The organism is Aeromonas sp. 62-46, assembly GCF_001898585.1.
GTDB classification, from domain to species: Bacteria; Pseudomonadota; Gammaproteobacteria; order Enterobacterales; family Aeromonadaceae; genus Aeromonas; species Aeromonas caviae.
In genome coordinates, this window is record NZ_MKUI01000047.1 from 1 (window position 1) to 22,344 (window position 22,344).

Sequence of the window (22,344 nt, forward strand, 5' to 3'; positions counted from 1 at the left end):
TGCGCCCGAGAGGATTCGAACCTCTGACCACCTGGTTCGTAGCCAGGTACTCTATCCAGCTGAGCTACGGGCGCAAAATGGCGGAGAAGGGGGGATTCGAACCCCCGATGCGGGTATAAGCCGCATACTCCCTTAGCAGGGGAGCGCCTTCAGCCTCTCGGCCACCTCTCCGTTTGCGGGGCTGATAATACTTCACAGGGATTTTTAGTCAAACACTTTTTTGGAGAAAACAGAGCGTTCGCTCAGCATTTGGCCAAAGAGTGGAATATTCAAGCAATATCGACACTTACCCAGTAGTTACGCGCTCTGCAGGCCGATTTGCAGGCCCCAAAAAAACAAAAGGCGACATCCGGGATGTCGCCTTCAGGCAGCCATGAAATGGCTTAGAAATTCGGTTGGCCCGGGACTTTCTCGGCCTGTATCCGCATGTAGATCTCTTCGCGGTGTACGGAAACCTCTTTCGGTGCATTCACACCGATACGAACCTGGTTCCCTTTTACGCCCAGTACGGTAACGGTTACTTCGTCACCAATCATCAGGGTTTCCCCTACACGACGAGTCAAAATAAGCATTCGCTTGCTCCTGTATCCTGTTTTGTATTTATATCGATATGCGCCATTATCTTACAAAGATACCGATATGGTAAATGGTTGAAACTAAATCAATCAGGGATTGTTTCCCAAGGGCTGCTCATGAGGCTCTTGATCCAACCCGAACGCCGAGTGCAACGAACGCACGGCCAGCTCCAGGTACTTCTCGTCAATCACCACGGATATCTTGATTTCAGAGGTGGAGATCAGCTGCATGTTGATCCCTTCCTCACCCAATACCTTGAACATGGTGCGCGCTACACCAGGATGATTCCACATGCCGACCCCGACGATGGAGACCTTGGCGATCTCTCCGTTGCCCTGCACGCAGGCGGCCCCCAGCTCGCTGGCGGTCTCCTCCAGCAAGGCGCGGGCCCGGCGATAATCATCGCGATTCACCGTGAAGGTGAAATCGGCGGTGCCATCCCCCATGGTGTTCTGCACTATCATGTCGACATCTATGTTGGCGTCGCTGATCGGATTCAGGATCTGCGCGGCCACGGTCGGCCTGTCCGGCACACCCAGAATGGTCAGGCTGGCCTCGTTGCGATTGAACGCAATGCCGGATACCAGGGGTGCTTCCATCCTCTCACCTCCATATGTGATTAAGGTTCCCTCTCCGTCGACGAAACTCGACAGCACCCTTAGCGGCACGCGGTACTTGCCCGCGAACTCGACCGAACGGATCTGCAACACCTTGGCTCCGAGACTCGCCATCTCGAGCATCTCCTCGAAGGTGATGGTATCGAGGCGACGCGCCTTGGGCTCGATGCGCGGATCCGTGGTATACACTCCGTCCACATCGGTAAAGATCTGGCACTCATCGGCCTTGATGGCCGCAGCCACGGCCACCGCGGTGGTATCCGAACCCCCTCGGCCCAGGGTAGTGATGGCATTATGCTCATCGCGCCCCTGGAAACCGGCAATCACTACCACCTTGCCGGCACCGAGTGCGGCTTCCACCTGCTCGGTGTCGATACGGGTGATGCGCGCCTTGCCATAGGCGGAATCGGTGTGGATGCGGACCTGATCGCCGGTCATCGAGACTGCGGGGCAACCGCGCTTGTTGAGCGCAATCGCCAGCAGTGCAATGGTGACCTGCTCACCGGTGGAGATCAGCACATCCATCTCGCGCCGGTTGGCATCCTGGTCCAGCTGCTGGGCCATGCCCAGCAACCGGTTGGTTTCGCCCGACATGGCGGAGACCACCACCACCACGTCATGTCCCTGGGCACGGGTCAGTTGAACCCGCTCAGCAACTGCCTCGATCCGCTCCAGCGTGCCGACCGAGGTGCCACCGTACTTCTGTACATAGAGTGCCACAGATCACCTCGCCCGCTTACAGGCGCTCTTCCAGCCAGGAGTGAACGGATTGCAGCGCCGCCGGCACCGCCTCAGGCTGGGTACCACCCGCCTGTGCCATGTCGGGACGACCACCGCCCTTGCCACCCACCTGCTGGGCCACCAGATTGACCAGCTCACCAGCTTTGACCTTACCGGTCAGGTCATTGGTCACGCCCGCGATCAGGTTGACCTTGCCATCACTGCTGGTTGCCAGCAGCACGACACCGGATTTCATCTGGTTCTTCAGCTCGTCCAGCATGCCGCGCAGGGATTTGGGGTCGACCCCTTCCAGGGCGGCAACCAGCACCTTCTGGCCATTGATGTCGATGACCTGACTCAGCAGGTCGTTACCCGCCTGCGCCGCCAGCTTGGCTTTGAGCTGTTCCAGCTCGCGCTCCATCATCTTGGCCTTGTCCAGTACCTGGCGAACCTTGTCGGCGATGGAGAACTGATCGCCCTTCACCAGCGCAGCGGCCTCTTCGATCTGTTCACCCAGCTGGTGCATCAGATCGATGGCGCTCTTGCCGGTGACCGCTTCGATACGGCGCACGCCAGCCGCGATGCCGCTCTCGGCAATGATCTTGAAGAAACCGATGTCACCGGTGCGCTTGGCATGAGTACCGCCGCACAGCTCGGTGGAGTAGTCGCCCATGCGTACCACGCGCACATCGTCTTCATATTTCTCGCCAAACAGCGCCATGGCACCGGCTGACTTGGCCTCTTCCAGCCCCATCAGCTGGGTGGCCACCTCGTGGTTGGCACGGATCTGGGCGTTGACGAGCTCCTCGATCCGGCGAATGGTCGCCATGGTCAGCCCTTCGAAGTGGGAGAAGTCGAAGCGCATGCGCTCGGCGCCCACCAGGGATCCTTTCTGGGTCACATGCTCACCCAGCGCCTGGCGCAAGGCCGCGTGCAGCAGGTGAGTCACAGAGTGGTTAAGGGCGATGGCCTGACGACGATCGCCATCGACCACGGCCTCGACCTCGGCTCCCTTCTCCAGGGTACCCAGTTCCAGATAGCCCTTGTGGATGATCGCCTTGCCCGCTTTCTGGGTGTCGGTGACGGCGAAGATGCCGTCATCCACCTTGAGGATGCCGCTGTCACCCACCTGACCGCCGGACTCCGCATAGAAGGGGGTCTCCGCCAGCACGATCACGGCCTCTTCACCGGCGATGAGGCCATTGACCTCGACACCATCCTTGTAGATACCGACCACCTGGGTGTTCTGGCTCAGCTGCTTGTAACCGGTAAAGGGGGTCTCGAAATCGAGCTTCAGCACGTCGTTGTAGTTCACGCCGAAACTGGAAGCCTCTTTCGCGCGGGCGCGCTGCTTCTCCATCTCGGCCTTGAAGCCCTCTTCGTCGATGCCGATCTCGCGCTCGCGCACCACATCGGCGGTCAGGTCGGCCGGGAAGCCGTAAGTGTCATAGAGCTTGAACACCACTTCACCCGGGATAACCTTGGCATCACCGAGGTTGGCCAGGACGTCTTCCAGCAGCAGCAGACCTCTGTCCAGCGTGCGGACGAACTGCTCCTCCTCGATGCGCAGCACTCGCTCGACCAGCGGCAGCTGGGCGATCAGTTCCGCCGCCACATCCTTCATCTGCACGGCCAGCTCGGCAGCCAGCTTGTAGAAGAAGACGTCGGTAGCACCCAGCTTGCGGCCGTGACGCACGGCGCGGCGGATGATGCGGCGCAGCACGTAGCCGCGACCTTCATTGGAGGGCATGACTCCGTCAGCCACCAGGAAGGCGCAGGAACGGATGTGGTCCGCGATGACGCGCAGGGACTGGTTGCTCAGATCCGTGGTGCCGACAATCTCGGCCGCCTTCTTGATCAACGCCTGGAAGATGTCGATCTCATAGTTGGAGTGCACCCCCTGCATGATGGCGGAGATACGCTCCAGACCCATGCCGGTATCCACGGACGGACGGGGCAGCGGCTCCATGGTGCCGTCAGCCTGACGGTTGAACTGCATGAAGACCACGTTCCAGATCTCGATGAAGCGGTCGCCATCCTCTTCCGGTGAACCGGGAGGGCCACCCCAGATGTGATCGCCGTGGTCGTAGAAGATCTCGGTGCAGGGACCGCATGGGCCGGTATCGCCCATGGCCCAGAAGTTGTCGGATGCATAAGGAGCACCCTTGTTGTCACCGATGCGCACGATGCGATCGGCCGGCACGCCGACCTCTTTTTCCCAGATGTCGAAGGCTTCGTCATCAGTCGCGTAGACGGTCACCAGCAGGCGCTCTTTGGGCAGCTTGAGGGTACCGGTCAGGAATTCCCATGCAAACCGGATGGCGTCCTGTTTGAAGTAGTCACCGAAGCTGAAGTTGCCCAGCATCTCGAAGAAGGTATGGTGACGGGCGGTATAGCCGACGTTTTCCAGGTCATTGTGCTTGCCGCCAGCCCGCACGCAACGCTGGGCCGTGGTGGCACGGTGATAGGCACGCTTGTCGGCGCCAAGGAACACGTCCTTGAACTGGTTCATCCCTGCGTTGGTGAACAGCAGGGTCGGATCGTTGTGCGGTACCAGCGAGCTGGAAGAGACAACCTGGTGTCCCTGGGTGCGGAAATACTCGAGAAACGCAGCGCGAATCTCTGACGTGGACATGTACATGGAAAATCCTGCTTGATTCGAATACGGACTTTTAACCGCATTAATGTAAGTTTTCTGCAGGGTAAAGTAAAACGTGGGGACCCTTGGCGGGTGAAATAGCCCCCAAGGGGCCAGCGTTTGGCAGCAGCACCCGCAAGGACGTCACAACAGGGGGGCTTCAGGATGCCTCGCTCGACCACAGGGCCGCCATCGACAGACCCGGCGAAGGGCTGATATTCCCCACCAGCCGCACCGCACGCCAAGGGAAATCCTGCCCATAGGTCCAACCTCGGCGCGCCACTATTGCTCACCTTGCATGGCTGAGAGGGCGTAACGGGCTTGCTCCTGGGTAAAACCACGCCCCATCAGATATTTGAGCCACTTCATGCGCAGTTTGAAGTCAGCAAAGTCGGTCGCCTTTGCCCGACGCGACAACAACGCAAGCGCCAGTTCGAACCAGTCGAGCTCGGGTTGATCCAGGGCCGCCTCGATCTGGGTGTCATCCAGCCCCTTGCGACGCAGGTCGAAGCGGATCCTGAGCGGACCATGGCCTTTGGCCGCACCGGCCCGCACCGCCATGGCACCGTAACGATCGTCATTGACCCAGCCATAGCCACGGCAATGGTCGAGTACAACGGCGACCACCTCCTCCTCGAATCCCTTCTGACGCAGGCGTCTGGCCAGCTCGGACTCCGCACTTTCGCGGCGAGCAAGACTACGCATGGCAAAGGCGCGGGCGGCGACGACCAGCTCTTCAAAGGTCAATTCGACGGGCTCGCCCGGCTCGTTCACTGATTCATCCACCATAAACAACAAGGCCGGGTATCAACCCGGCCTTTCCTCATTCCTTATTCGAACTCTTGTTCGTTTTCGGCTTCAAACTCGGCGTATTCGGCAGCCGTGGCCTTCTCCTCCACCGGCGCGGCGCCGGAGAGCAGCAGCTCGCGCAGCTTCACTTCCACCTCGGCAGCCAGTGCCTTGTTTTCGGAGAAGAGCTTCATCACGTTGGCTTTGCCCTGGCCGATCTTCTCGCCGTTGTAGCTGTACCAGGCCCCCGCCTTATCGATCAGCTTGTGCTTGACGCCCAGGTCCACCAGCTCGCCCTCCTTGGAGATGCCGGCACCATAGAAGATCTGGAATTCAGCCTGCTTGAAAGGTGGCGCCACCTTGTTCTTGACGACCTTGACGCGGGTCTCGTTACCGACCACTTCGTCACCTTCCTTGATGGCGCCGGTACGACGGATGTCCAGGCGCACAGAGGCGTAGAACTTCAGAGCGTTACCACCGGTAGTGGTCTCCGGGCTGCCGAACATGACACCGATCTTCATCCGGATCTGGTTGATGAAGATGCACAGGCAGTTGGCGTTCTTGATGTTGGCGGTCAATTTACGCAGCGCCTGGGACATCAGACGAGCCTGCAGGCCGACGTGGGAGTCACCCATCTCCCCTTCGATTTCCGCTTTCGGGGTCAAGGCCGCCACGGAGTCGACGATGATGACGTCGACGGCATTGGAGCGCACCAGCATGTCGCAAATCTCCAGTGCCTGTTCACCGGTATCCGGCTGGGAGATGAGCAGGTCGTCGACGTTGACGCCCAGCTTGGCGGCATAGATAGGATCCAGTGCGTGCTCCGCATCGACGAAGGCACAGGTCTTGCCCTTCTTCTGGGCTTCGGCGATCACCTGCAGGGTCAGCGTAGTTTTACCGGACGATTCCGGACCGTAGATCTCGACGATACGACCGCACGGCAGACCACCGATCCCCAGCGCCACGTCCAGAGAGAGAGAGCCGGTGGAGATGGCTTCGATATCCATGGTCTTGCTGTCGCCCAGACGCATGATGGAGCCTTTGCCAAACTGCTTTTCGATCTGGCCCAGCGCAGCCGCCAGTGCCTTCTGTTTGTTCTGATCCATGCCAATCTCCGCTGGGAATCGTGAGTAAGAAGTGAAGTTGGGCTAAGTATACTGTTTATGCATACAGTATCAAGCCCAATTTATTTGAGCAGTGCCAGGAGTCCGGACAAGGCCTGTCTGACCGCCTGCTGGCGCACCTGATGGCGATCCCCATCGAAACGGGCGAGCAGGGAGTGGTGACGACCGGTACGATCTGCCCAGGCAAACCAGACAGTGCCGACCGGTTTCTCCTCGCTGCCACCACCAGGCCCGGCGATACCGCTGATGGCCACGCAGATACCCGCATCGGAGCGAGCCAGGCAGCCCCGGGTCATCTCCAGCACCACGGGTTCGCTGACGGCACCGTGGCGCAACAGGCTATCGATGCTGACGCCGAGCATCTGCTGTTTGGCTTCGTTGGTGTAAGTCACGAAACCGCGATCGAACCAGGCCGAGCTGCCGGCAGTATCCGTGATGGCAGTGGCAACCCCGCCGCCGGTGCAGGATTCCGCCGTGGCGGCCAGCCAGCCTCTGGCCAGCAGTGCCTCGCCCAATTCCCGGGATAAGCGGGAGATCTCTGCCTCAAGTCCCATCATCGCGTCCTCTTCCGGCATCTTCCAGGCGAAATATGGCGCTCATTATGCAGTTGCCCCGCTCCTCGGGCAACCGACCCCGGGGCCACTGCGTCAGCAAGTTGTCGCCGCTTAAGCTCCAGTACATGGCTGCTCGTTATCATGTTCCAACACCGCCATGCATGCGGTTTCCATCCCATCAGACCAAGGAGAAAGCCGGATGAAGCATCCGTTCAACGTCGCCATGACAGCCCTCGCAATGTGTATCGCCACCCATGCCTTTGCCACCGAGGGCACCGCCGAGCTGCAGAGCGAGACCACCCTGGCCCAGGAGCTGAACCTCTCCAGCGCCCAGGTGGAGCAGATCAAGGGGCTGCGCGAGCAGGCCACCAGGGAGCTGAGCTCAATCAAGCTCGACGCAATCGGCCAGGACGTCATCGTCAACATGATCAAGTCCGGCAAATGGGATGAAGTGGCGGCGAGGAAGCAGTTGCAGACCATCAGCGACGTACAGGCCGAGGCCCGCTACCATCGCGCCCACTACCTCTTCGAGGTGAGCCGGGTGCTGACGCCCGAGCAGAAAGCCAAGCTGCACGAGATGCTGAGTGGCGGCGAGGCCATGTACTGAGGGCGACACTCTCCCCGTCTCTCCCATCCCCGCATCCGTGCGGGGATGCTATTTCTCCTCCCCCATGCCTCTTTTCGGCCAGGCTCCCCCCAGGCCACTCTGGTCAGCATCATCCGGATGCACAGATCCGCGACGGGATGCCGGCTTTGCCCCCAAGACGGAGATTCCTCCTCACCATCTTGCCTCGAGCATGTAGAATGGCCCCCAGATTCAGACCCATGACGGCAGACGTTTGCCCGCAAGAGCACCTTCTGGAATAGCACATGACAGCACAATACCAAGCGCCAGGCGCCAACTTGAGCGCCCACACCCCCATGATGCAGCAGTATCTGACTCTCAAGGCCGAAAACCCGGAGATCCTGCTGTTCTATCGCATGGGTGACTTCTACGAGCTCTTCTACGACGACGCCCGCAAGGCCTCCCAGCTGCTCGACATCTCCCTGACCAAGCGCGGCCAGTCGGCCGGCAGCCCCATCCCGATGGCCGGGGTGCCCTATCACGCCATCGAGGGGTATCTCGCCAAGCTGGTACAGCTCGGCGAATCGGCCGCTATCTGCGAGCAGGTGGGGGATCCAGCCACCAGCAAGGGGCCCGTGGAGCGCAAGGTCATTCGCATCATCACCCCGGGTACCGTCTCCGACGAGGCGCTGCTCAGCGAACGGCAGGACAACCTGATCGCCGCCGTCTACCACGATGGCCGCCGCTTCGGTTACGGCACCATGGACATCGGCTCCGGTCGCTTCTTCATCAACCAGTTCGAGAAAGAAGAGACCCTGCTGGCGGAGCTGCAACGCACCAATCCGGCGGAGCTGCTCTACCCCGAATCGTTCGCCTTCCTGCACCATGTCGAGGGTCGCCGCGGTCTGCGTCGCCGCCCGGAGTGGGAGTTCGAGCTCGGCACCGCCCGCAAGCTCTTGTGCCAGCAGTTCGGCACCCAGGATCTGGTGGGCTTTGGGGTCGAGCAGAGCGAGACCGCCCTGTGCGCCGCCGGCTGCCTGATGCAGTACGTGAAAGACACCCAGCGCACCGCCCTGCCCCACATTCGCAGCGTGCGCCTGGAGCAGCCCGATCATGCGGTCATCATGGATGCCGCCACCCGCCGCAATCTGGAGCTGACCCAGAATCTGGCTGGCGGCCACGACAACACCCTCTCCGCCGTGCTCGATTGCACCGCCACGCCGATGGGCAGCCGGCTGCTCAAGCGCTGGATCCATCAGCCGATCCGCGACCGGGTGATCCTCAAAGGTCGCCAGAGCACCATCAAGGAGCTCATCGAGCAGAACCTCTATGACGAGTTGGGCGGATTGCTGCGCCAGGTCGGTGACGTGGAGCGGGTGCTGGCGCGTCTCGCCCTGCGCTCGGCCCGCCCGCGCGATCTGACCCGGCTGCGGCAGGCTTTCGCTCAGCTGCCCGAGTTGCAGCGGCTGCTGGCGGAGAGCGAGCACGAGGCGGTGCAGCAGCTGCGCGAGCGGGCGAGCACCTTCCCCGAACTGTTCGACCTGCTGGAGCGTGCCGTGATGGAGGTGCCGCCGGTGCTCATCCGCGATGGCGGCGTCATCCGTGAAGGGTTCAATCAGGAGCTGGACGAGCTGCGGGATCTGGCCAATGGCGCCACCGCCAGCCTGGCCCGCATCGAGGAGCGGGAGAAGGCGCTCACCGGCATCAACACCCTCAAGGTGGGCTACAACAAGGTGCACGGCTTCTACATCGAGGTGAGCCGCGCCAACAGCCACCTGGTGCCGGCCCACTACATCCGCCGCCAGACGCTGAAAAACAACGAGCGCTACATCATCGATGAGCTGAAGAAGTACGAGGACAAGGTGCTCACCGCCCAGGCCCAGGCGCTGGCGCTGGAAAAACGTCTCTACGAAGAGCTGCTCGACGCCCTGCTGCCCCACCTTGGCGATCTGCAAGAGTCTGCTGCCGCACTGGCGGAGCTGGACGTGCTGGCCAACCTGGCCGAGCGGGCAGAGACCCTCGACTACCGCTGCCCGACGCTTATCGATGAGGATCAGATCCTGATCGAAGCGGGCCGCCATCCGGTGGTGGAGCAGGTGATGACCGACCCCTTTATCGCCAACCCCATCCGGCTGGAGCGGGAGCGGCGGATGCTAATCATCACCGGCCCCAACATGGGCGGTAAATCCACTTACATGCGCCAGACTGCGCTCATCGTTCTGCTGGCCCATATCGGCGCATTCGTGCCCGCCGACAGCGCCCGCATCGGCCCCATCGACCGCATCTTCACCCGCATCGGGGCGTCGGATGATCTCGCCTCCGGCCGCTCCACCTTTATGGTGGAGATGACCGAGACTGCCAATATCCTCAACAACGCCACCGCCCGCAGTCTGGTGCTGATGGACGAGATTGGCCGCGGCACCAGCACCTACGACGGCCTCTCGCTGGCCTGGGCCTGCGCCGAGCAGCTGGCAAGCAAGATTGGCGCCTACACCCTGTTCGCCACCCACTACTTCGAGCTGACCCGCCTGCCCGAGCTGATGAGCGGGCTAGCCAACGTCCACCTGGATGCGGTGGAGCACGGCGACACCATCGCCTTCATGCACGCGGTGCAGGAAGGTGCGGCCAGCCGATCCTACGGCCTGCAGGTAGCGGCGCTGGCCGGGGTGCCGAAATCGGTGATCCACCAGGCCCGCCACAAACTGCACGAGCTGGAGAGTGCCACTCCGGTGGCCGCCGGCGAAAGCCGTCCGGCTCCGGTCACTCTCGCCCCGCAACCCCATCCTGTGGTGGAGGAGCTGGCAGCAGTACGCCCGGACGAGCTGACCCCGCGACAGGCCCTTGACCTGCTCTATCGACTCAAGCAGATGCTGTAGCTAACGACCGCCGAACAGGCATGAAAAAGGGGAACCGCGAGGTTCCCCTTTCGTTTGACCGAACCTGTCATGTCATCAGCCCGGACCGATGCGATCCATCAGGCTCAGATTGACCGACCCCGGATGGCGCTTGAGCTTCTGCCTGTATTCGAACTGGTGCTGGCTCTCCTGTTTGAGCCCCTGCATCAGGGAATAGCACATGGCCAGCATGATGACCGAGAAGGGCAGCGCGGCGATGATGCTGGCGGCCTGCAGGGCGGCAAGCCCGCCGGAGACCAGCAGAATGGCCGCGACCAGCCCCTGCCCCAGTCCCCAGATGGCGCGGTGCAGCACCGGGGGATCCTGGTCGCCGATGGAGAGCAGCGTCGTAATCACGAGCGTGCCCGAGTCGCTGGAGGTGATGAAGTAGGTGCAGATAAGCAGGGTCAGCACACCCTTGGCAATCCAGCCGAAGGTCTCCCAGTGCAGCAGTTCCACCGTCTTGTAGAGCGCCATGGTGACATCCTGATTGACCGCTTCCACTACGCCGCCGCCACCGAACAGCTCCAGGTTCATGGCAGTCCCGCCAAACACGGTGAGCCAGAGCATGCCGAGCAGGGAGGGCACCAGCAGAACACCGAGCACGAATTCACGGATCGTGCGGCCCTTGGAGATGCGCGCGATGAACATGCCGACAAAGGGGGCCCACGCAATCCACCAGCCCCAGTAGAACGCGGTCCAGCTGGACTGCCAGGCCGAGGTGCCGTTGGCTTCCGTATTGGTCCAGAAGCTCAGCTTGACGATGTTCTGCAGGTAATCACCGATGTTCTGCACATAGGCGTTGAGGATGTAGGTGGTTGGCCCCAGCACCAGGAAGAGGCCCAGCACGAACACGCTCAGCCAGATATTGAGTTCGGAGAGGATCTTCACCCCGCGCCCGACGCCGGAGATGGCCGACAGGGTGGCAATCAGGCTGATGCCACCGATGAGCCAGAGCTGGTTCGCTTGTGACACGCCCATGCCGAACATCTGATTGAGGCCGGTGTTCATCTGGGAAACTCCCAGCCCAAGGGAGGTCGCCACCCCGAACACGGTACCGAACACCGCCAGCACGTCGGCGGCATGGCCCCAGAAGCCGTAGATGCGATCGCCAAGAATGGGATAGAGCACGGAGCGGATGGCCAGCGGCAACTTGCGCCGGTAGCTGAAGAAGGCCAGCGACAGGCCGACGATCACATAGATGGCCCAGGGGTGCAGACCCCAGTGGAAGAAGGTGAGGCGCATGGCGATCTGGGCCGCTTCCGGCGTCATGCCTTCGGTGATGAAGGGGTTGCCCTGCAGGTGATACATGGGCTCGGCGATGCTCCAGAACACCAGGCCTATGCCCATGCCTGCGCTGAACAGCATGGAGAACCAGGCAAAGTAGCCAAACTCCGGTACCTGGTCGTCGTCGCCCAGCCGGATGCTGCCAAAGCGGCTGAACATCAAGTAGACGGCGAAGAACAGGAACAGGGCGACCACCAGGATGTAATACCACTTGAAGCCAGCAATGATGGTGTCCTTGGCCCCGGTAAACCAGGTGCCCGCGGTATCCGGATCAAAGACGCCGAACAGCAGGAAGAGGGTCACGACGGTGAGGGCCGTCATGGCCATGGTGGGATTGAGGCCTTTCAAAAGCCCTTTGGTTGCTCGCATCGGGCCTCCTTAGTCGTTGTTGAAAAAGTCTTCACCCACGTGATCGCCGGCACCGCCGATGGCGCGATAGGCCAGACGACCTGCCACCTGCTCACGGTGATCCACCAGGGTCACCGACGGCTGACCGTTCACTGCGTGGCGTTTGCCAAGGAAGATAGCCATGGGCACCCCCAGATTGGAGACACCGCTGGTGATCCAGAGGCGGTTGAAGTCATAGGAGCCACCGATGAACTCCAGCTGTGCCAGCCCATTGTCCAGACCCGCCAGATAAAAGTTCATGGCACTCTCGTCAGGGAAGAGGTGAACCAGCACATAGGCATAGCGCAACTCATTGACCAACTCCTTTAGACTAAAAGAACCTGTGTTGCTGCAAGAGAGCGGCAGCTCACCATCGTAGTGGTGTACCTTGAGGTTGTTGGGGTCCTCGTCATAGGCAGGTTGATAACGCACAAACGCCGCGGTATCCGGCAGTTCATAGCGAACTCTGACCACACGCAGGTCGGCAACCAGGGACTTGATATCCAGGTCGTCATGCATGATTTCACTCCTCAAATATCGGGTTGGACTGGGGCAATTGTCCGATAACCTAACACAATATTCATTAGAGCTGAAATCATTACATCAAAAACCATATTGACCTTGTTATGGATTAGGCGGAGAATTTCGCGCCTCTCCACAGCCCTGCGATGACCCAGACCCCATGGAAAAACATGATGAAGTGCTGATCGCCCTGCGCCAGATCATCCGTGCCATCGACATGCACTCCAAGCGCTTGATCAAGGAGGCCGGCCTGACCTCGCCCCAGCTCCTGCTGCTCAAGGGGATCGACGAGCTTGGCCAGATCTCCATGCGCCAGTTGGCGGATCACACCAACATGAGCCAGGCCACCGCGACCACCATCATGGACCGACTGGAGAGCCGCCAACTGGTACAGCGCATTCGCAGCGAAACCGACAAACGCAAGGTGCATGCGACGCTCACTGACGCGGGACGCGCCCTGCTTGCCCAGGCTCCGACCCCCTTGCAGGAGAGTTTCATTCAACGCTTTCAGGCGCTGGAAAACTGGGAACAGGGGTTGTTGCTCTCTTCCCTGCAACGCATCTCCGCCATGATGAATGCCGACGGCATCGATGCCGCCCCCGTGCTGAGTGTCAGCCCCCTGACCGAAGAGCGGGCCTGAACCGCAGCCATAAAAAAAGCTCCCGACCGGGAGCTTTTTTTATGGGCAGTACGCGATGGCGTTACGCCTCCAGGCTGATGCCGATGTTGGAGACGCCGTCCTGGGCCGCGAAGGCGCGGATGGCAAGGATGCGGTCGCTGTCCCGTTCATGGGCCACCCGTTTGAGCAGTTCGACCTGGAACTCCAGCTCCGCTTCCATGTACTCGTGCTCATAGAGCTCATCATCGCTGAGATCCCGCTCTTCCAGCATCTCGATGAAGCCGGCGACCGTGCCGACAGACGCATGGCTGGCGTCGTTGGCCTCTTCCCCCACCCGGCAGATCACCGAGTTGTAGGCACAACCCAGCGCCACGCAGGCGTCCAGTGCCGGATAGGCGCCGTAGGATTCAAACTTGCGGGGATCGGGAATGTAGACTTCAAACGCTTCCAGAATGGCACCAAGATTGACGCGGGATCCCTTGACCGTCAGGTAGTTCCACATCTGATCCAGCGCGTGACGGAATGCCCTCGCATCCCCGAAACCGGAGGCCTGGGTAAAGAGCACATAGTTGGGGTACATGCGCTCTGCCAGCGCCAGGGTATAGACGGTTTGCTGCCAGGGCTGCAGCTCGGCCAGTCGCTTATAAAACTTGTCACCAAACACTGGAGTCGGATCCTTTGCAAAATGTGGGGCAGATTGTAGCCCACGAGGGCCCCGTCTAAAAATGAAAAAGCGCCCTGCTCGACTATCTTGCCCGATCAACTGGGGTAAGATGGAGACAGCATCCCTCTCGCCTTGCCATAAACACGATAAGGAACAAGAGTATGAGCCAACGTACCCTGCTGCTGTTGAGTCAGGACAACAGCCACTATGAACGCCTGCTCAAGGCGGCCCATCTTCCCCATCTGCACATTCTTCGGGCCGACAATCAGGCCGAGGCCGAACAGCTTATCGGTGACGCTCATATCCTGATGGCCGAGCCTGCCCGGGCCAAGCCGCTGCTGGCCAAGGCCGGCAAGCTCAGCTGGCTCCAGTCGACTTATGCCGGGGTCGACGTGCTGCTGGACGCCAGTTGCCGCCGCGACTACCTGCTCACCAATGTCCGCGGCATCTTCGGCCCCTTGATGAGCGAGTATGTGTTCGGCCATCTGCTCAGCCTGACCCGCCAGTTGCCACTCTATCGCGAGCAGCAGCAACAGGGCGTCTGGCAAAGCCATCCCTATCAGGGCTTGAAGGGAAAGACGCTGCTACTGCTCGGCACCGGTAGCATAGGGCAGCATATCGCCCACACCGGCAAACATTTTGGCATGAGGGTGCTCGGCATCAGCCACAGTGGCCGTGAACGTGCCGGGTTCGATCAGGTGTACCAGTTGCCGGCACTCAACAAGATGCTGGCCCAAGCCGATGTCATCGTCAGCGTGCTGCCCGCCACCCGCGAGACACGCCATCTCTTCACCGCCGAACGCTTCAGCCACTGCAAACCGGGCGCCATCTTCTTCAACGTCGGCAGGGGCAATGCCGTCCATGAGGGGGAGCTGCTGGCGGCACTGCAAGCCGGCAAACCCGCCATGGCGGTGCTCGATGTGTTCGAGCAGGAACCCCTGCCCGCTGACAGCCCGCTCTGGCACCAGCCCAATCTCATCGTGACGCCCCACAACAGCGCCTACAGCTTCCCGGAAGATGTGGCCCAGATCTTCATCCGCAACTACATCCGCTTCATCGACGGTCAGCAGCTGGACGGCCGGATCGACTTTGACAAGGGTTATTGAAGCCGTTCTGCAATGAAAAGGCCCCGCCAGTTGGCGGGGCCTTTTTCGTCAGGAGGGAGCCGTTCAGCCCGCTTCCATCTCTTTGCGGTAGCTCTTCACCTTGGCGAGGAACTGACGCTTGTCCTTGCCGGAGAGCGGCTCCGCCATCGGCAGCTTGATCTTCATGGGATCCACCGGCCGGTTGTTGATGCGTACTTCGTAGTGCAGGTGAGCACCGGTGGAACGGCCCGTGTTGCCGGAGAGGGCTATCTTGTCGCCCATTTTCACCTTCTGCCCGGGTTTCACCAGCAGCTTGCTCAGGTGCAGGTAACGGGTCATCAGGGTACGACCGTGCTTGATCACGACATAGGTGCCTGCCAGCGGGTGGCTGGTTGCCTTGAGGACCACACCGTCACCGGTCGCCATGATGGGCGTGCCTACTGGCAGGGCAAAGTCGGTCCCCTCATGGGGCCGGACCTGCCCGGTAATGGGATGACGGCGATTCGGGTTGAAACTGGAGCTGACCCGGTAACGGCTGTGAGTCGGATAACGGCGGAAGCCGCGCTCCAGGCTGTTTGCCTGACCGTCATAATAGTTGCCATCTTCCGACAACCAGGCTGACACGGCCTTGCCCTGGCTGAACACCTCGACCCCCAGCAACTGGGTATTGCCCGTACTCTTGCCCTCGACCGTCTCCTGGCGGACCAGCACCTTGAACTTGTCACCTTTTTTCAAATCCTTGGCGAAGTTGAGGCGCCACTGGAACAGGTTGGCAATCTTCTGGATGTGGTTGGCCGGGATCCCGGCATTGCGGGCGCTGACGTAGAAGCTGCCGTTGATGACACCGTCATAGCTCTTCTGTTGCCACTCCACCTCTTCATTGAGCATGTTGGCGCTATAGGTGTCGTCGGTACGCTCCAGCACCAGGGTCTGCTTGATGTTCAGGCGGATCTTCAACTGCTGCAGAATGTTGTCCTGATCGATCAGCAACTCGATGGTCTGACCGGGTTTAAGACGCGCCAGGTTGTTCTTGGCATCCGCATCCAACACCTTGTAGAGGGTGGTGGTGGACAGCCCCAGGTTGTTGAAGATGGTGGTCAGGTTCTCGCCGTTGCGTACCCGGTAATCCTGCCATTGAGGCGTGGCATCCGCCGGGATGTCGTCTTCGGGAGCAGCTGACTCGACCAGCTCGTGATCCGGGATGTCGTTGAAGTCGGTGTTGTCTTCGTTGGTTGCTGTGCCCGTGGTGGCGATCGGCAACTCCAGACGCAGTGGCCGCTCCAGGATGTCACCTGGAGCTGGCAATACGGCTACCGCTGACAGCGTCATGGCCGTGAGCAATAGCATGGCATAGAAATGCTTGCGGGGAACCGGGGGTTCCCAATTGGCAGCCTGGGCTACCAAGGGACGGAGACGTTTCATCCGCTATCCTGTTATTAGATCTAAGGGTGGTGGTTGTGGGTCTGTTTTTATGAGTTTTTATTATGAAAACCGAATATCTGGCTTTTAGACCTAAATACTTACAAAAAGTTCATAGCTCCATGCACGAAACTCACATTTTATGCATAACCTTCCAGCATGGGCAGAAATGATCGTCATTTTCAGCCATTTTTTTCTATTTTTAAGAACCAAGTCCGGTTGTGGTGCTCTCCGGCCCAGAAAATGTTGCAAAAACATCTCCATGGAGTGGGTATGTCATTGGCAAAATTGTTAAATGTAATCATTCTGATCCTCTTCACCATCGGCGCCGCGCTGCTGCTCGTGCTGGAGATCACCACGGTACGACAGTCTATTCTCGACCAGATGTCGGCCAACCTTGAAACCGCCATCACCGCGCTGGGGCTGGTGCTGCAGGGTACCTTGCTCAACGATGACAAGGTCCTTGCCGAGACCATAGTGAACGCCATGTTCGACGGAGGTTTCGTCAACTCCGTCGTCCTGCTGGATCCGGATGGCCAGGTGCTGTTCCAGAAGGTGTTCCACACCGCACAGCAAAATATTCCAGGCTGGCTCCCCTCTGTTATCGACATGCCGCCGGTCAAAATTGAGCAGGAGTTGACCGACGGCTGGCGTATTCTCGGTACCCTCACGCTCGAGGGGCACAAGGGTTACGCCTACCAGCATCTGTGGAACGCCATCAGTCGTACCGGGCTCGCGTTGCTCGTCGGCCTGCTGGTGTTCAGCCTGGTGATCACCTGGGTGTGCCGCCGCCTGATGCACCCCCTCGAACAAGTCAGTCTGCAGCTAACCCGGATCCGCAAACGCCAGTTCAGCGGCAACCTGCCAACCCCGTGGCTTCGCGAATTGCAGGAAGTCGTCGTCTCCATCAACCAGCTGGTCTCCGAACGCAAACGGGACCTGCTGCAACAGCGGCTGAAGATCACCCAGCTTGGCAAGCACGACGCCCTCCCGACCCACCAGAAGCTAATTGGTCTGGTCGACACCGATGGCAACACCTATCAGCAGCATTTCTTCTCCACTCAGGGGAGTATCAGGCTCTACAGCCGCCTGTTACCCAAGCACCCCCCCACCACGGACAGCTCGCCGGATGAAATTCGGGCGCTGCTCAACGACTGGCTGACCCAGAAGGCGGAAGGGCTCCAGCTACCTCTCAGCCTGCTCGGCCATCCAGACTGGGCGCAGTTTGCCCCCGTGCTGGCCAGCGCTCGTGGCAAGACGCTGGACTGGCGCTGGGATCTGGCTATCTTCCCCCCCCTGGCCGAGGAGCGACTGACTGCACTCCAGTCCCAGGGGATTGAGCTGGCCTTCAGCAACATCCCGATGAACAACGACAATCTGGCCAGACTCGACCCCATCAGACCCGTCTTCATCAGTTGCCAGCTCACCCAGTCCCCCCTTTATTGGAACCTGCTTTCCCAATGCCTCCATGCTTCCGGCTACACCTTGCTGGCGGAAGCCGGCGACGTGAGCGATGTGGACATGCTGCGCAGTTGGGGCATCGATGGTTATGCCACTCAGGAGAATGCATCATGAGGATCCCGCTGCTGCTGCTTGCCCTGCTGTGGCAACCGACCCTGTACGCGACCACCATGACCATAGGCACCGGGGGGGAGCAAGGCATCTATTACCAGGTCATCAAGGAGTTCTGCAGACTGGCCAAAAAAAGTGACCCCACGATGCCCTGCAAACTGCAGGCCAGCTCCGGGTCTATCGAAAATCTCCGCCAGCTGAAAGCGGGAGAGGTCTCCTATGCCCTCGTTCAGTCAGACTGGCTCTATCAGGCCAGCCAGGGCACGGGGCCTTTCGTTGCCCAACCACAACGCGAGCTGAGGGCGCTCTTTGCCACCCACGCCGAACCTTTCACCATAGTGGTGCGAGCCGATGGGGATATCACCACCCTGGAGCAGCTCAAGCTGGCCCCCATCGACATGGGCCTGAAGAGTTCAGGGACTCGTCAAACGGCATTGGCCCTGTTCAATGTTTTGGGTGCAAAGGAGCAGGATCTTGATTTGAAGAGCGTCGCCAATCTCTCCGAAGCACTGTGCAGTAAACAGATCGATGCCTATGGCCTCGTCATGGGTCATCCCAACCGTATCGTGCTCGACACCGCCAAGCGCTGCGACGTGCGCTTCCTGGCGATCGAGGGGCCCGTCAGGGACCAGCTGCTCAAGGGGGTCAGGTATTATCAGCGCAGCCAGGTGCCGGCACGCATCTACCCGGGCAACCTCAAGGCAACCCCGACCTTCGCCATCGCGGCCACCCTGGTGACCAATGCCGCCACCCCGGATGAGGAGGTCTATCGGCTGACCCGGGCCATGCTGAGCCAGCAAACCAGTTTCAACGAACAGACCTATGGCTATGCGAACCTGTTTCACAAGGCGCGCAACAAGATAGGCCCGGTGCTGAGTGTCGAACAGCATCCGGGCGCGGGAAAATATTTCGAGGAGTTGAAGGCGGCGGGCAAGTTATAGCTGGCGACGGGGGGAGCGCAGATGCTCGCTGGAGAAGCGGCTCTGCATCGAGGTCCACTGGGCCAGGCGATCGGCACTCCCCGCCAAGGTTCCCTCGCGACGGGATTTCATGATCCAGATGCTTTTGGCATCGAAACTGTAAACCGGCTGCAGATCATTGCGCTTGCTCCCCGGCAGGATGCGGCCATTGATGTTGTCCAGCACCAGGGGATCTGACTTGATGGTCGGGAAGTACAACGTCACCATGTGGAACTGGTTGTAACGAATTGCCTTCACATAGGCCAGCCGCAGCTTCTTCTCGTCGACCCCCAGCTCCATCAGGGTGTAGTACTTGGCGATGCTGTAGTCCTCGCAATCCCCTCCTCTCGCCCCGATGAACTCCAGCGGATTGGCCCAATAATCATCATCCCCCCACAGTCTGGGATCCTCGCTGTAGGTCAGGTTGTTGAAGTAGTTGTTCACCAGCTCCAGCTTCTGCTGGTCCGTCGTTCCGGCCCTTGGCGTCAGCAGACGAGAGAAGGCCTCGGACCGCTGGATCGCTCTGGCGCCATAGACCGCCTGCATTTTTGCCCTGAGTTCCGGGCTGGCGATGTGTTCGGAAAGACCGGATGCCTGTATGCCGGATCCCAGCAGGGTCAGCGTGCAGGCAGAGACGAGCAACCATTTCATGACTGACACTCCATATCAGATGCTGGAGGTCAGTATAGTTGGCCGCGCCGCCTCTATCGTCAATGTCGGGCAAGGCCTAGCGGCACTGGGCGAAGGCATCCGCCAACTGCTGCATGAATTGCGGATAACCGTCCGGACCGAGCGGCACCTGCTCGCCGACTTCGTCCAGCAGCAGCACCTTGGCCCCGGTATTGCGGGCAACCGACTCGATCACCGCCGGGGAGAACTGCGGCTCGGCGTAGATGCAGCTCGCCTTTTTCTCTTCCAGCGCCTTGCGGATGTCAATCAGCGTCTTGGCTCCCGGGCGACGCTCCGGGCTCACGGTGAAGTGTCCCTTGGAGCTCATGCCGTAGTGGCGCTCCCAGTATCCATAGGCTTCGTGGAACACGAAGTAGCCCTTCTGATCCACCGCCTTCATCTGCACGGCGATCACCTTGTCCAGGGCGTCAACCTTGCCCTCGAAGGCCGCGAGATTGGCGGCATAGCGCGCCTGGTTGGCAGGATCCAGCTTGCCCAGTTCGGTCGCAATCGCCTTGGCAATCACCTTGGCCTGGGTTGGACCCAGCCAGATGTGTGGATCCACCCCTTCGTGGTGGTGCCCTTCATGGCCCTCGTCGTGCGAGCCGTGGTCGTGGGCGGCATGGTCATGATCCTTGTCATCATGGTGATGCTCGTCATGCTCCCCCTGGGTCGCATAGTTGTACAGCGGCATGCCGGGAACCTGGGTCAGGGTCAATACATGAGGATGCCGGGCAAGGGGTTTGGCCATGAAGCCTTCCAGCTCGGGACCGACCCACACAACCAGATCGGCCTCGTTGATGCTGCGAATATCGGAAGGGCGCAGGGAAAAATCGTGGGGCGACGCGCCGGTGGGCAGCAGCACCCCGGGCTCGCTCACGCCATCGGTGATCGCCGCCGCGATGAAGCCCAGGGGTTTGATGGTGGTCAGCACCTCGAGGGCACGGACAGGCAGACTCACCGCCATCAGGGCAGTGATCAGAGCAAGAATTCGCATAGAGGTCTCGTCAGGGAATATGTGTGTGATAATATAACAAACCAACGTCGCTGTTATATTATAACTCTCACAGGCTGTAAACCCCGGAGCTGTCATGACCCAACTGGTGGAGCTGAAAGAGGTCTGTCTCTCATTTGACGGACGACTCGTGCTCGACAAGGTCTCCTTTACCCTGAACAAAGGCAAAATCACCACCCTGGTCGGCCCCAACGGGGCGGGCAAGAGCACTCTGAGCAAGCTGGTGCTGGGCTTGCTCCGCCCAGATTCGGGGGACATCATCCGCCGCCGCGATCTGCGAGTCGGCTATGTACCCCAGCGCCTCTATCTGGACCCCACCCTCCCCCTGACGGTGCGCCGCTTCCTGCAACTTGGCAAGAACAGCCGCCTCTCCATCGAGGAGGCGCTCAATCGGGTCGGTGCGCAGGAGCTCTTGGACAACCGGATGCAGAAGCTCTCCGGTGGCGAGATGCAGCGGGTACTGCTGGCCCGCGCCCTGCTGGTCAAACCCGAGCTGCTGGTGCTGGACGAACCGGTGCAAGGGGTAGATATCACGGGCCAGATCGAGCTCTATGCCCTCATCAGCCAGCTGGCCGCCGAGTTCCACTGCGCCGTGCTGATGGTCTCCCACGATCTGCACCTGGTGATGGCCAGCACTCACGAGGTGATCTGCCTCAATCGCCACGTCTGCTGCCACGGCGAGCCACAGAGCGTGGCCCGCCACCCGGAATTTGCCCGCCTGTTCGGGCGACCGGAGCGGGAGGTGCTGGCGGTCTATACCCACCATCACCACTGCGATGGCGAACACCATCATCATGAACCGCAGGCTCCCGTCATCCGCCTGCCCTCTCGCAACAACTAGGATCTTCACGTGGACAGCTTTCTGTTATACGCCCTCGCGGCCGGACTCGGCATCGCCCTGCTGGCCGGGCCGCTTGGCAGCTTCGTGGTGTGGCGCAAGATGGCCTATTTTGGCGACACCCTCTCCCATGCCTGCCTCTTCGGCATCGCCCTCGGCATCCTGCTGCAGGTGGACCTCACCCTGGCGGTCGTGGTCTGCTGCCTCGCCATGGCGATGCTGCTGGTCATCATGAGCCGCAACCAGCAGGTGGCCACCGACACCCTGCTCGGCATCCTGGCCCACAGCGCCCTGTCGCTGGGTCTGGTCACCCTGAGCTTCATGGACAACGTGCGGGTGGATCTGATGGCCTACCTGTTTGGCGACCTGCTCTCGGTGCAGCCCATGGACCTGCTCTGGATCTACGGCGGCGGCGCCCTGGTACTGTTCACCCTGTGGCGGCTCTGGGATCCCCTGCTCTCCATGACCATCTCGGAAGAGCTGGCCCGGGTGGAAGGGGTGCGGGTAGATGTGCTGCGCTGCGTGCTGATGCTGCTGATAGGCCTGGTCATCGCCGTGGCCATGAAGTTCGTCGGGGCGCTCATCATCACCTCCTTGCTGATCATTCCCGCCGCCACCGCCCGGCGCTTCAGCCAGACCCCGGAGCAGATGGCCGGCTTTGCCGCCCTGACAGGCTGTCTCGCCGTGCTGGGGGGCCTTGCCCTCTCCTGGTATCAGGACACCCCGGCCGGTCCCTCGGTCGTAGTCTGCGCCACCACCCTCTTTGTACTGAGCCAGTTCAAGCGCACCTGACCCGCTCCTGATGGCCCTGGTCTCGCCAGTGCCATCAGG

General features: G+C 60.6%; 20 protein-coding genes and 2 tRNA genes. 8 read left to right on the plus strand and 14 right to left on the minus strand.

The genetic code is table 11. From position 1 onward, the window contains the following. From BGO64_RS13885 to pncC, 8 genes are all read right to left on the minus strand, one after another. Positions 1 to 74, minus strand: a tRNA-Arg gene (locus BGO64_RS13885). A 4-nt stretch (positions 75 to 78) separates the two neighbouring features. Next, positions 79 to 171, minus strand: a tRNA-Ser gene (locus BGO64_RS13890). 212 nt (positions 172 to 383) lie between these two features. Further along, positions 384 to 572: a carbon storage regulator CsrA gene (csrA, locus tag BGO64_RS13895; protein ID WP_005315760.1), complete on the minus strand. Its 189-nt coding sequence runs from the start codon at positions 570 to 572 to the stop codon at positions 384 to 386. A gap of 93 nt (positions 573 to 665) precedes the next feature. Further along, entirely contained in the window at positions 666 to 1,913 is a 1,248-nt protein-coding gene (locus BGO64_RS13900) for an aspartate kinase (protein WP_010672822.1), read from the minus strand. 16 nt (positions 1,914 to 1,929) lie between these two features. Further along, entirely contained in the window at positions 1,930 to 4,554 is a 2,625-nt protein-coding gene (alaS, locus tag BGO64_RS13905; protein ID WP_010672821.1) for an alanine--tRNA ligase, read from the minus strand. Positions 4,555 to 4,833: 279 nt separating this feature from the next. Continuing rightward, positions 4,834 to 5,340 carry a regulatory protein RecX gene (locus BGO64_RS13910; RefSeq protein WP_049636522.1) on the minus strand — a complete coding sequence of 169 codons (507 nt, stop codon included), beginning with the start codon at positions 5,338 to 5,340 and terminating at the stop codon, positions 4,834 to 4,836. Positions 5,341 to 5,381: 41 nt separating this feature from the next. After that, positions 5,382 to 6,446: a recombinase RecA gene (recA, locus tag BGO64_RS13915; protein WP_043154135.1), complete on the minus strand. Its 1,065-nt coding sequence runs from the start codon at positions 6,444 to 6,446 to the stop codon at positions 5,382 to 5,384. Between the two features lie 80 nt (positions 6,447 to 6,526). Further along, a complete protein-coding gene (gene pncC, locus BGO64_RS13920; protein ID WP_029313644.1) occupies positions 6,527 to 7,018 on the minus strand; it encodes a nicotinamide-nucleotide amidase in 492 nt (163 codons plus the stop codon). A 199-nt stretch (positions 7,019 to 7,217) separates the two neighbouring features. Here pncC and BGO64_RS13925 point away from each other — a divergent pair, with 199 nt between their 5' ends. Together BGO64_RS13925 and mutS are read left to right on the plus strand one after the other, a co-directional pair. Further along, the gene (locus tag BGO64_RS13925) at positions 7,218 to 7,625 is read left to right on the plus strand and encodes a Spy/CpxP family protein refolding chaperone (protein WP_043154133.1); all 408 of its coding nucleotides are present in this window, start codon (positions 7,218 to 7,220) and stop codon (positions 7,623 to 7,625) included. A 263-nt stretch (positions 7,626 to 7,888) separates the two neighbouring features. Next, positions 7,889 to 10,459, plus strand: coding sequence for a DNA mismatch repair protein MutS (gene mutS, locus BGO64_RS13930; RefSeq protein ID WP_029313643.1), 2,571 nt, complete (start codon positions 7,889 to 7,891; stop codon positions 10,457 to 10,459). 75 nt (positions 10,460 to 10,534) lie between these two features. On the opposite strand, the gene BGO64_RS13935 is transcribed toward mutS, so the two are convergent. Further along, positions 10,535 to 12,133 (minus strand): BCCT family transporter, encoded by a 1,599-nt coding sequence (locus BGO64_RS13935; protein ID WP_010672815.1) that lies wholly within the window; start codon positions 12,131 to 12,133, stop codon positions 10,535 to 10,537. 9 nt (positions 12,134 to 12,142) lie between these two features. Further along, positions 12,143 to 12,670 (minus strand): hypothetical protein, encoded by a 528-nt coding sequence (locus tag BGO64_RS13940; protein ID WP_010672814.1) that lies wholly within the window; start codon positions 12,668 to 12,670, stop codon positions 12,143 to 12,145. Between the two features lie 163 nt (positions 12,671 to 12,833). Here BGO64_RS13940 and BGO64_RS13945 point away from each other — a divergent pair, with 163 nt between their 5' ends. Next, complete coding sequence (locus BGO64_RS13945) at positions 12,834 to 13,313, plus strand: MarR family winged helix-turn-helix transcriptional regulator (protein WP_010672813.1); 480 nt, start codon at positions 12,834 to 12,836, stop codon at positions 13,311 to 13,313. 61 nt (positions 13,314 to 13,374) lie between these two features. Here BGO64_RS13945 and BGO64_RS13950 read toward each other — a convergent pair whose 3' ends face one another. Then, the gene (locus tag BGO64_RS13950) at positions 13,375 to 13,956 is read right to left on the minus strand and encodes a YjaG family protein (protein ID WP_010672811.1); all 582 of its coding nucleotides are present in this window, start codon (positions 13,954 to 13,956) and stop codon (positions 13,375 to 13,377) included. A gap of 161 nt (positions 13,957 to 14,117) precedes the next feature. Here BGO64_RS13950 and BGO64_RS13955 point away from each other — a divergent pair, with 161 nt between their 5' ends. Then, positions 14,118 to 15,062: a D-2-hydroxyacid dehydrogenase gene (locus BGO64_RS13955; protein ID WP_113069034.1), complete on the plus strand. Its 945-nt coding sequence runs from the start codon at positions 14,118 to 14,120 to the stop codon at positions 15,060 to 15,062. A gap of 63 nt (positions 15,063 to 15,125) precedes the next feature. On the opposite strand, the gene mepM is transcribed toward BGO64_RS13955, so the two are convergent. Beyond that, the gene (mepM, locus tag BGO64_RS13960; RefSeq protein ID WP_010672809.1) at positions 15,126 to 16,463 is read right to left on the minus strand and encodes a murein DD-endopeptidase MepM; all 1,338 of its coding nucleotides are present in this window, start codon (positions 16,461 to 16,463) and stop codon (positions 15,126 to 15,128) included. 270 nt (positions 16,464 to 16,733) lie between these two features. On the opposite strand from mepM, the gene BGO64_RS13965 reads away from it, so the two are divergent. Together BGO64_RS13965 and BGO64_RS13970 are read left to right on the plus strand one after the other, a co-directional pair. Further along, positions 16,734 to 18,035 (plus strand): LapD/MoxY N-terminal periplasmic domain-containing protein, encoded by a 1,302-nt coding sequence (locus BGO64_RS13965; protein ID WP_286700865.1) that lies wholly within the window; start codon positions 16,734 to 16,736, stop codon positions 18,033 to 18,035. Further along, positions 18,032 to 18,973: a TAXI family TRAP transporter solute-binding subunit gene (locus BGO64_RS13970; RefSeq protein ID WP_286700866.1), complete on the plus strand. Its 942-nt coding sequence runs from the start codon at positions 18,032 to 18,034 to the stop codon at positions 18,971 to 18,973. Before BGO64_RS13965 ends, BGO64_RS13970 begins: the two co-directional genes overlap by 4 nt. Here BGO64_RS13970 and BGO64_RS13975 read toward each other — a convergent pair. Together BGO64_RS13975 and znuA are read right to left on the minus strand one after the other, a co-directional pair. Beyond that, the gene (locus tag BGO64_RS13975; RefSeq protein ID WP_041212317.1) at positions 18,968 to 19,642 is read right to left on the minus strand and encodes a transglutaminase-like cysteine peptidase; all 675 of its coding nucleotides are present in this window, start codon (positions 19,640 to 19,642) and stop codon (positions 18,968 to 18,970) included. The two genes, BGO64_RS13970 and BGO64_RS13975, sit on opposite strands and share 6 nt — an antisense overlap. 76 nt (positions 19,643 to 19,718) lie before the next feature. Next, positions 19,719 to 20,657, minus strand: a complete 939-nt coding sequence (gene znuA / locus BGO64_RS13980; protein WP_042878308.1) for a zinc ABC transporter substrate-binding protein ZnuA — start codon at positions 20,655 to 20,657, stop codon at positions 19,719 to 19,721. Between the two features lie 94 nt (positions 20,658 to 20,751). Here znuA and znuC point away from each other — a divergent pair, with 94 nt between their 5' ends. Both znuC and znuB read left to right on the plus strand, forming a co-directional pair. After that, on the plus strand, positions 20,752 to 21,516 hold the full coding sequence (gene znuC, locus BGO64_RS13985; RefSeq protein WP_286700867.1) for a zinc ABC transporter ATP-binding protein ZnuC: 765 nt from the start codon (positions 20,752 to 20,754) through the stop codon (positions 21,514 to 21,516). Positions 21,517 to 21,525: 9 nt separating this feature from the next. Then, a complete protein-coding gene (gene znuB, locus BGO64_RS13990) occupies positions 21,526 to 22,305 on the plus strand; it encodes a zinc ABC transporter permease subunit ZnuB (RefSeq protein ID WP_286700868.1) in 780 nt (259 codons plus the stop codon). Positions 22,306 to 22,344: the final 39 nt, after the last annotated feature.

Excerpts from the sequence above, each read along its gene's own strand:
- csrA (WP_005315760.1), bottom strand. The coding sequence starts at position 572 with ATGCTTATTTTGACTCGTCGTGTAGGGGAAACCCTGATGATTGGTGAC.
- alaS (WP_010672821.1), bottom strand. The coding sequence starts at position 4,554 with ATGTACATGTCCACGTCAGAGATTCGCGCTGCGTTTCTCGAGTATTTC.
- BGO64_RS13910 (WP_049636522.1), bottom strand. The coding sequence starts at position 5,340 with ATGGTGGATGAATCAGTGAACGAGCCGGGCGAGCCCGTCGAATTGACC.
- recA (WP_043154135.1), bottom strand. The coding sequence starts at position 6,446 with ATGGATCAGAACAAACAGAAGGCACTGGCGGCTGCGCTGGGCCAGATC.
- pncC (WP_029313644.1), bottom strand. The coding sequence starts at position 7,018 with ATGGGACTTGAGGCAGAGATCTCCCGCTTATCCCGGGAATTGGGCGAG.
- BGO64_RS13925 (WP_043154133.1), top strand. The coding sequence starts at position 7,218 with ATGAAGCATCCGTTCAACGTCGCCATGACAGCCCTCGCAATGTGTATC.
- mutS (WP_029313643.1), top strand. The coding sequence starts at position 7,889 with ATGACAGCACAATACCAAGCGCCAGGCGCCAACTTGAGCGCCCACACC.
- BGO64_RS13935 (WP_010672815.1), bottom strand. The coding sequence starts at position 12,133 with ATGCGAGCAACCAAAGGGCTTTTGAAAGGCCTCAATCCCACCATGGCC.
- BGO64_RS13940 (WP_010672814.1), bottom strand. The coding sequence starts at position 12,670 with ATGCATGACGACCTGGATATCAAGTCCCTGGTTGCCGACCTGCGTGTG.
- BGO64_RS13945 (WP_010672813.1), top strand. The coding sequence starts at position 12,834 with ATGGAAAAACATGATGAAGTGCTGATCGCCCTGCGCCAGATCATCCGT.
- BGO64_RS13955 (WP_113069034.1), top strand. The coding sequence starts at position 14,118 with ATGAGCCAACGTACCCTGCTGCTGTTGAGTCAGGACAACAGCCACTAT.
- mepM (WP_010672809.1), bottom strand. The coding sequence starts at position 16,463 with ATGAAACGTCTCCGTCCCTTGGTAGCCCAGGCTGCCAATTGGGAACCC.
- BGO64_RS13965 (WP_286700865.1), top strand. The coding sequence starts at position 16,734 with ATGTCATTGGCAAAATTGTTAAATGTAATCATTCTGATCCTCTTCACC.
- BGO64_RS13970 (WP_286700866.1), top strand. The coding sequence starts at position 18,032 with ATGAGGATCCCGCTGCTGCTGCTTGCCCTGCTGTGGCAACCGACCCTG.
- BGO64_RS13975 (WP_041212317.1), bottom strand. The coding sequence starts at position 19,642 with ATGAAATGGTTGCTCGTCTCTGCCTGCACGCTGACCCTGCTGGGATCC.
- znuA (WP_042878308.1), bottom strand. The coding sequence starts at position 20,657 with ATGCGAATTCTTGCTCTGATCACTGCCCTGATGGCGGTGAGTCTGCCT.
- znuC (WP_286700867.1), top strand. The coding sequence starts at position 20,752 with ATGACCCAACTGGTGGAGCTGAAAGAGGTCTGTCTCTCATTTGACGGA.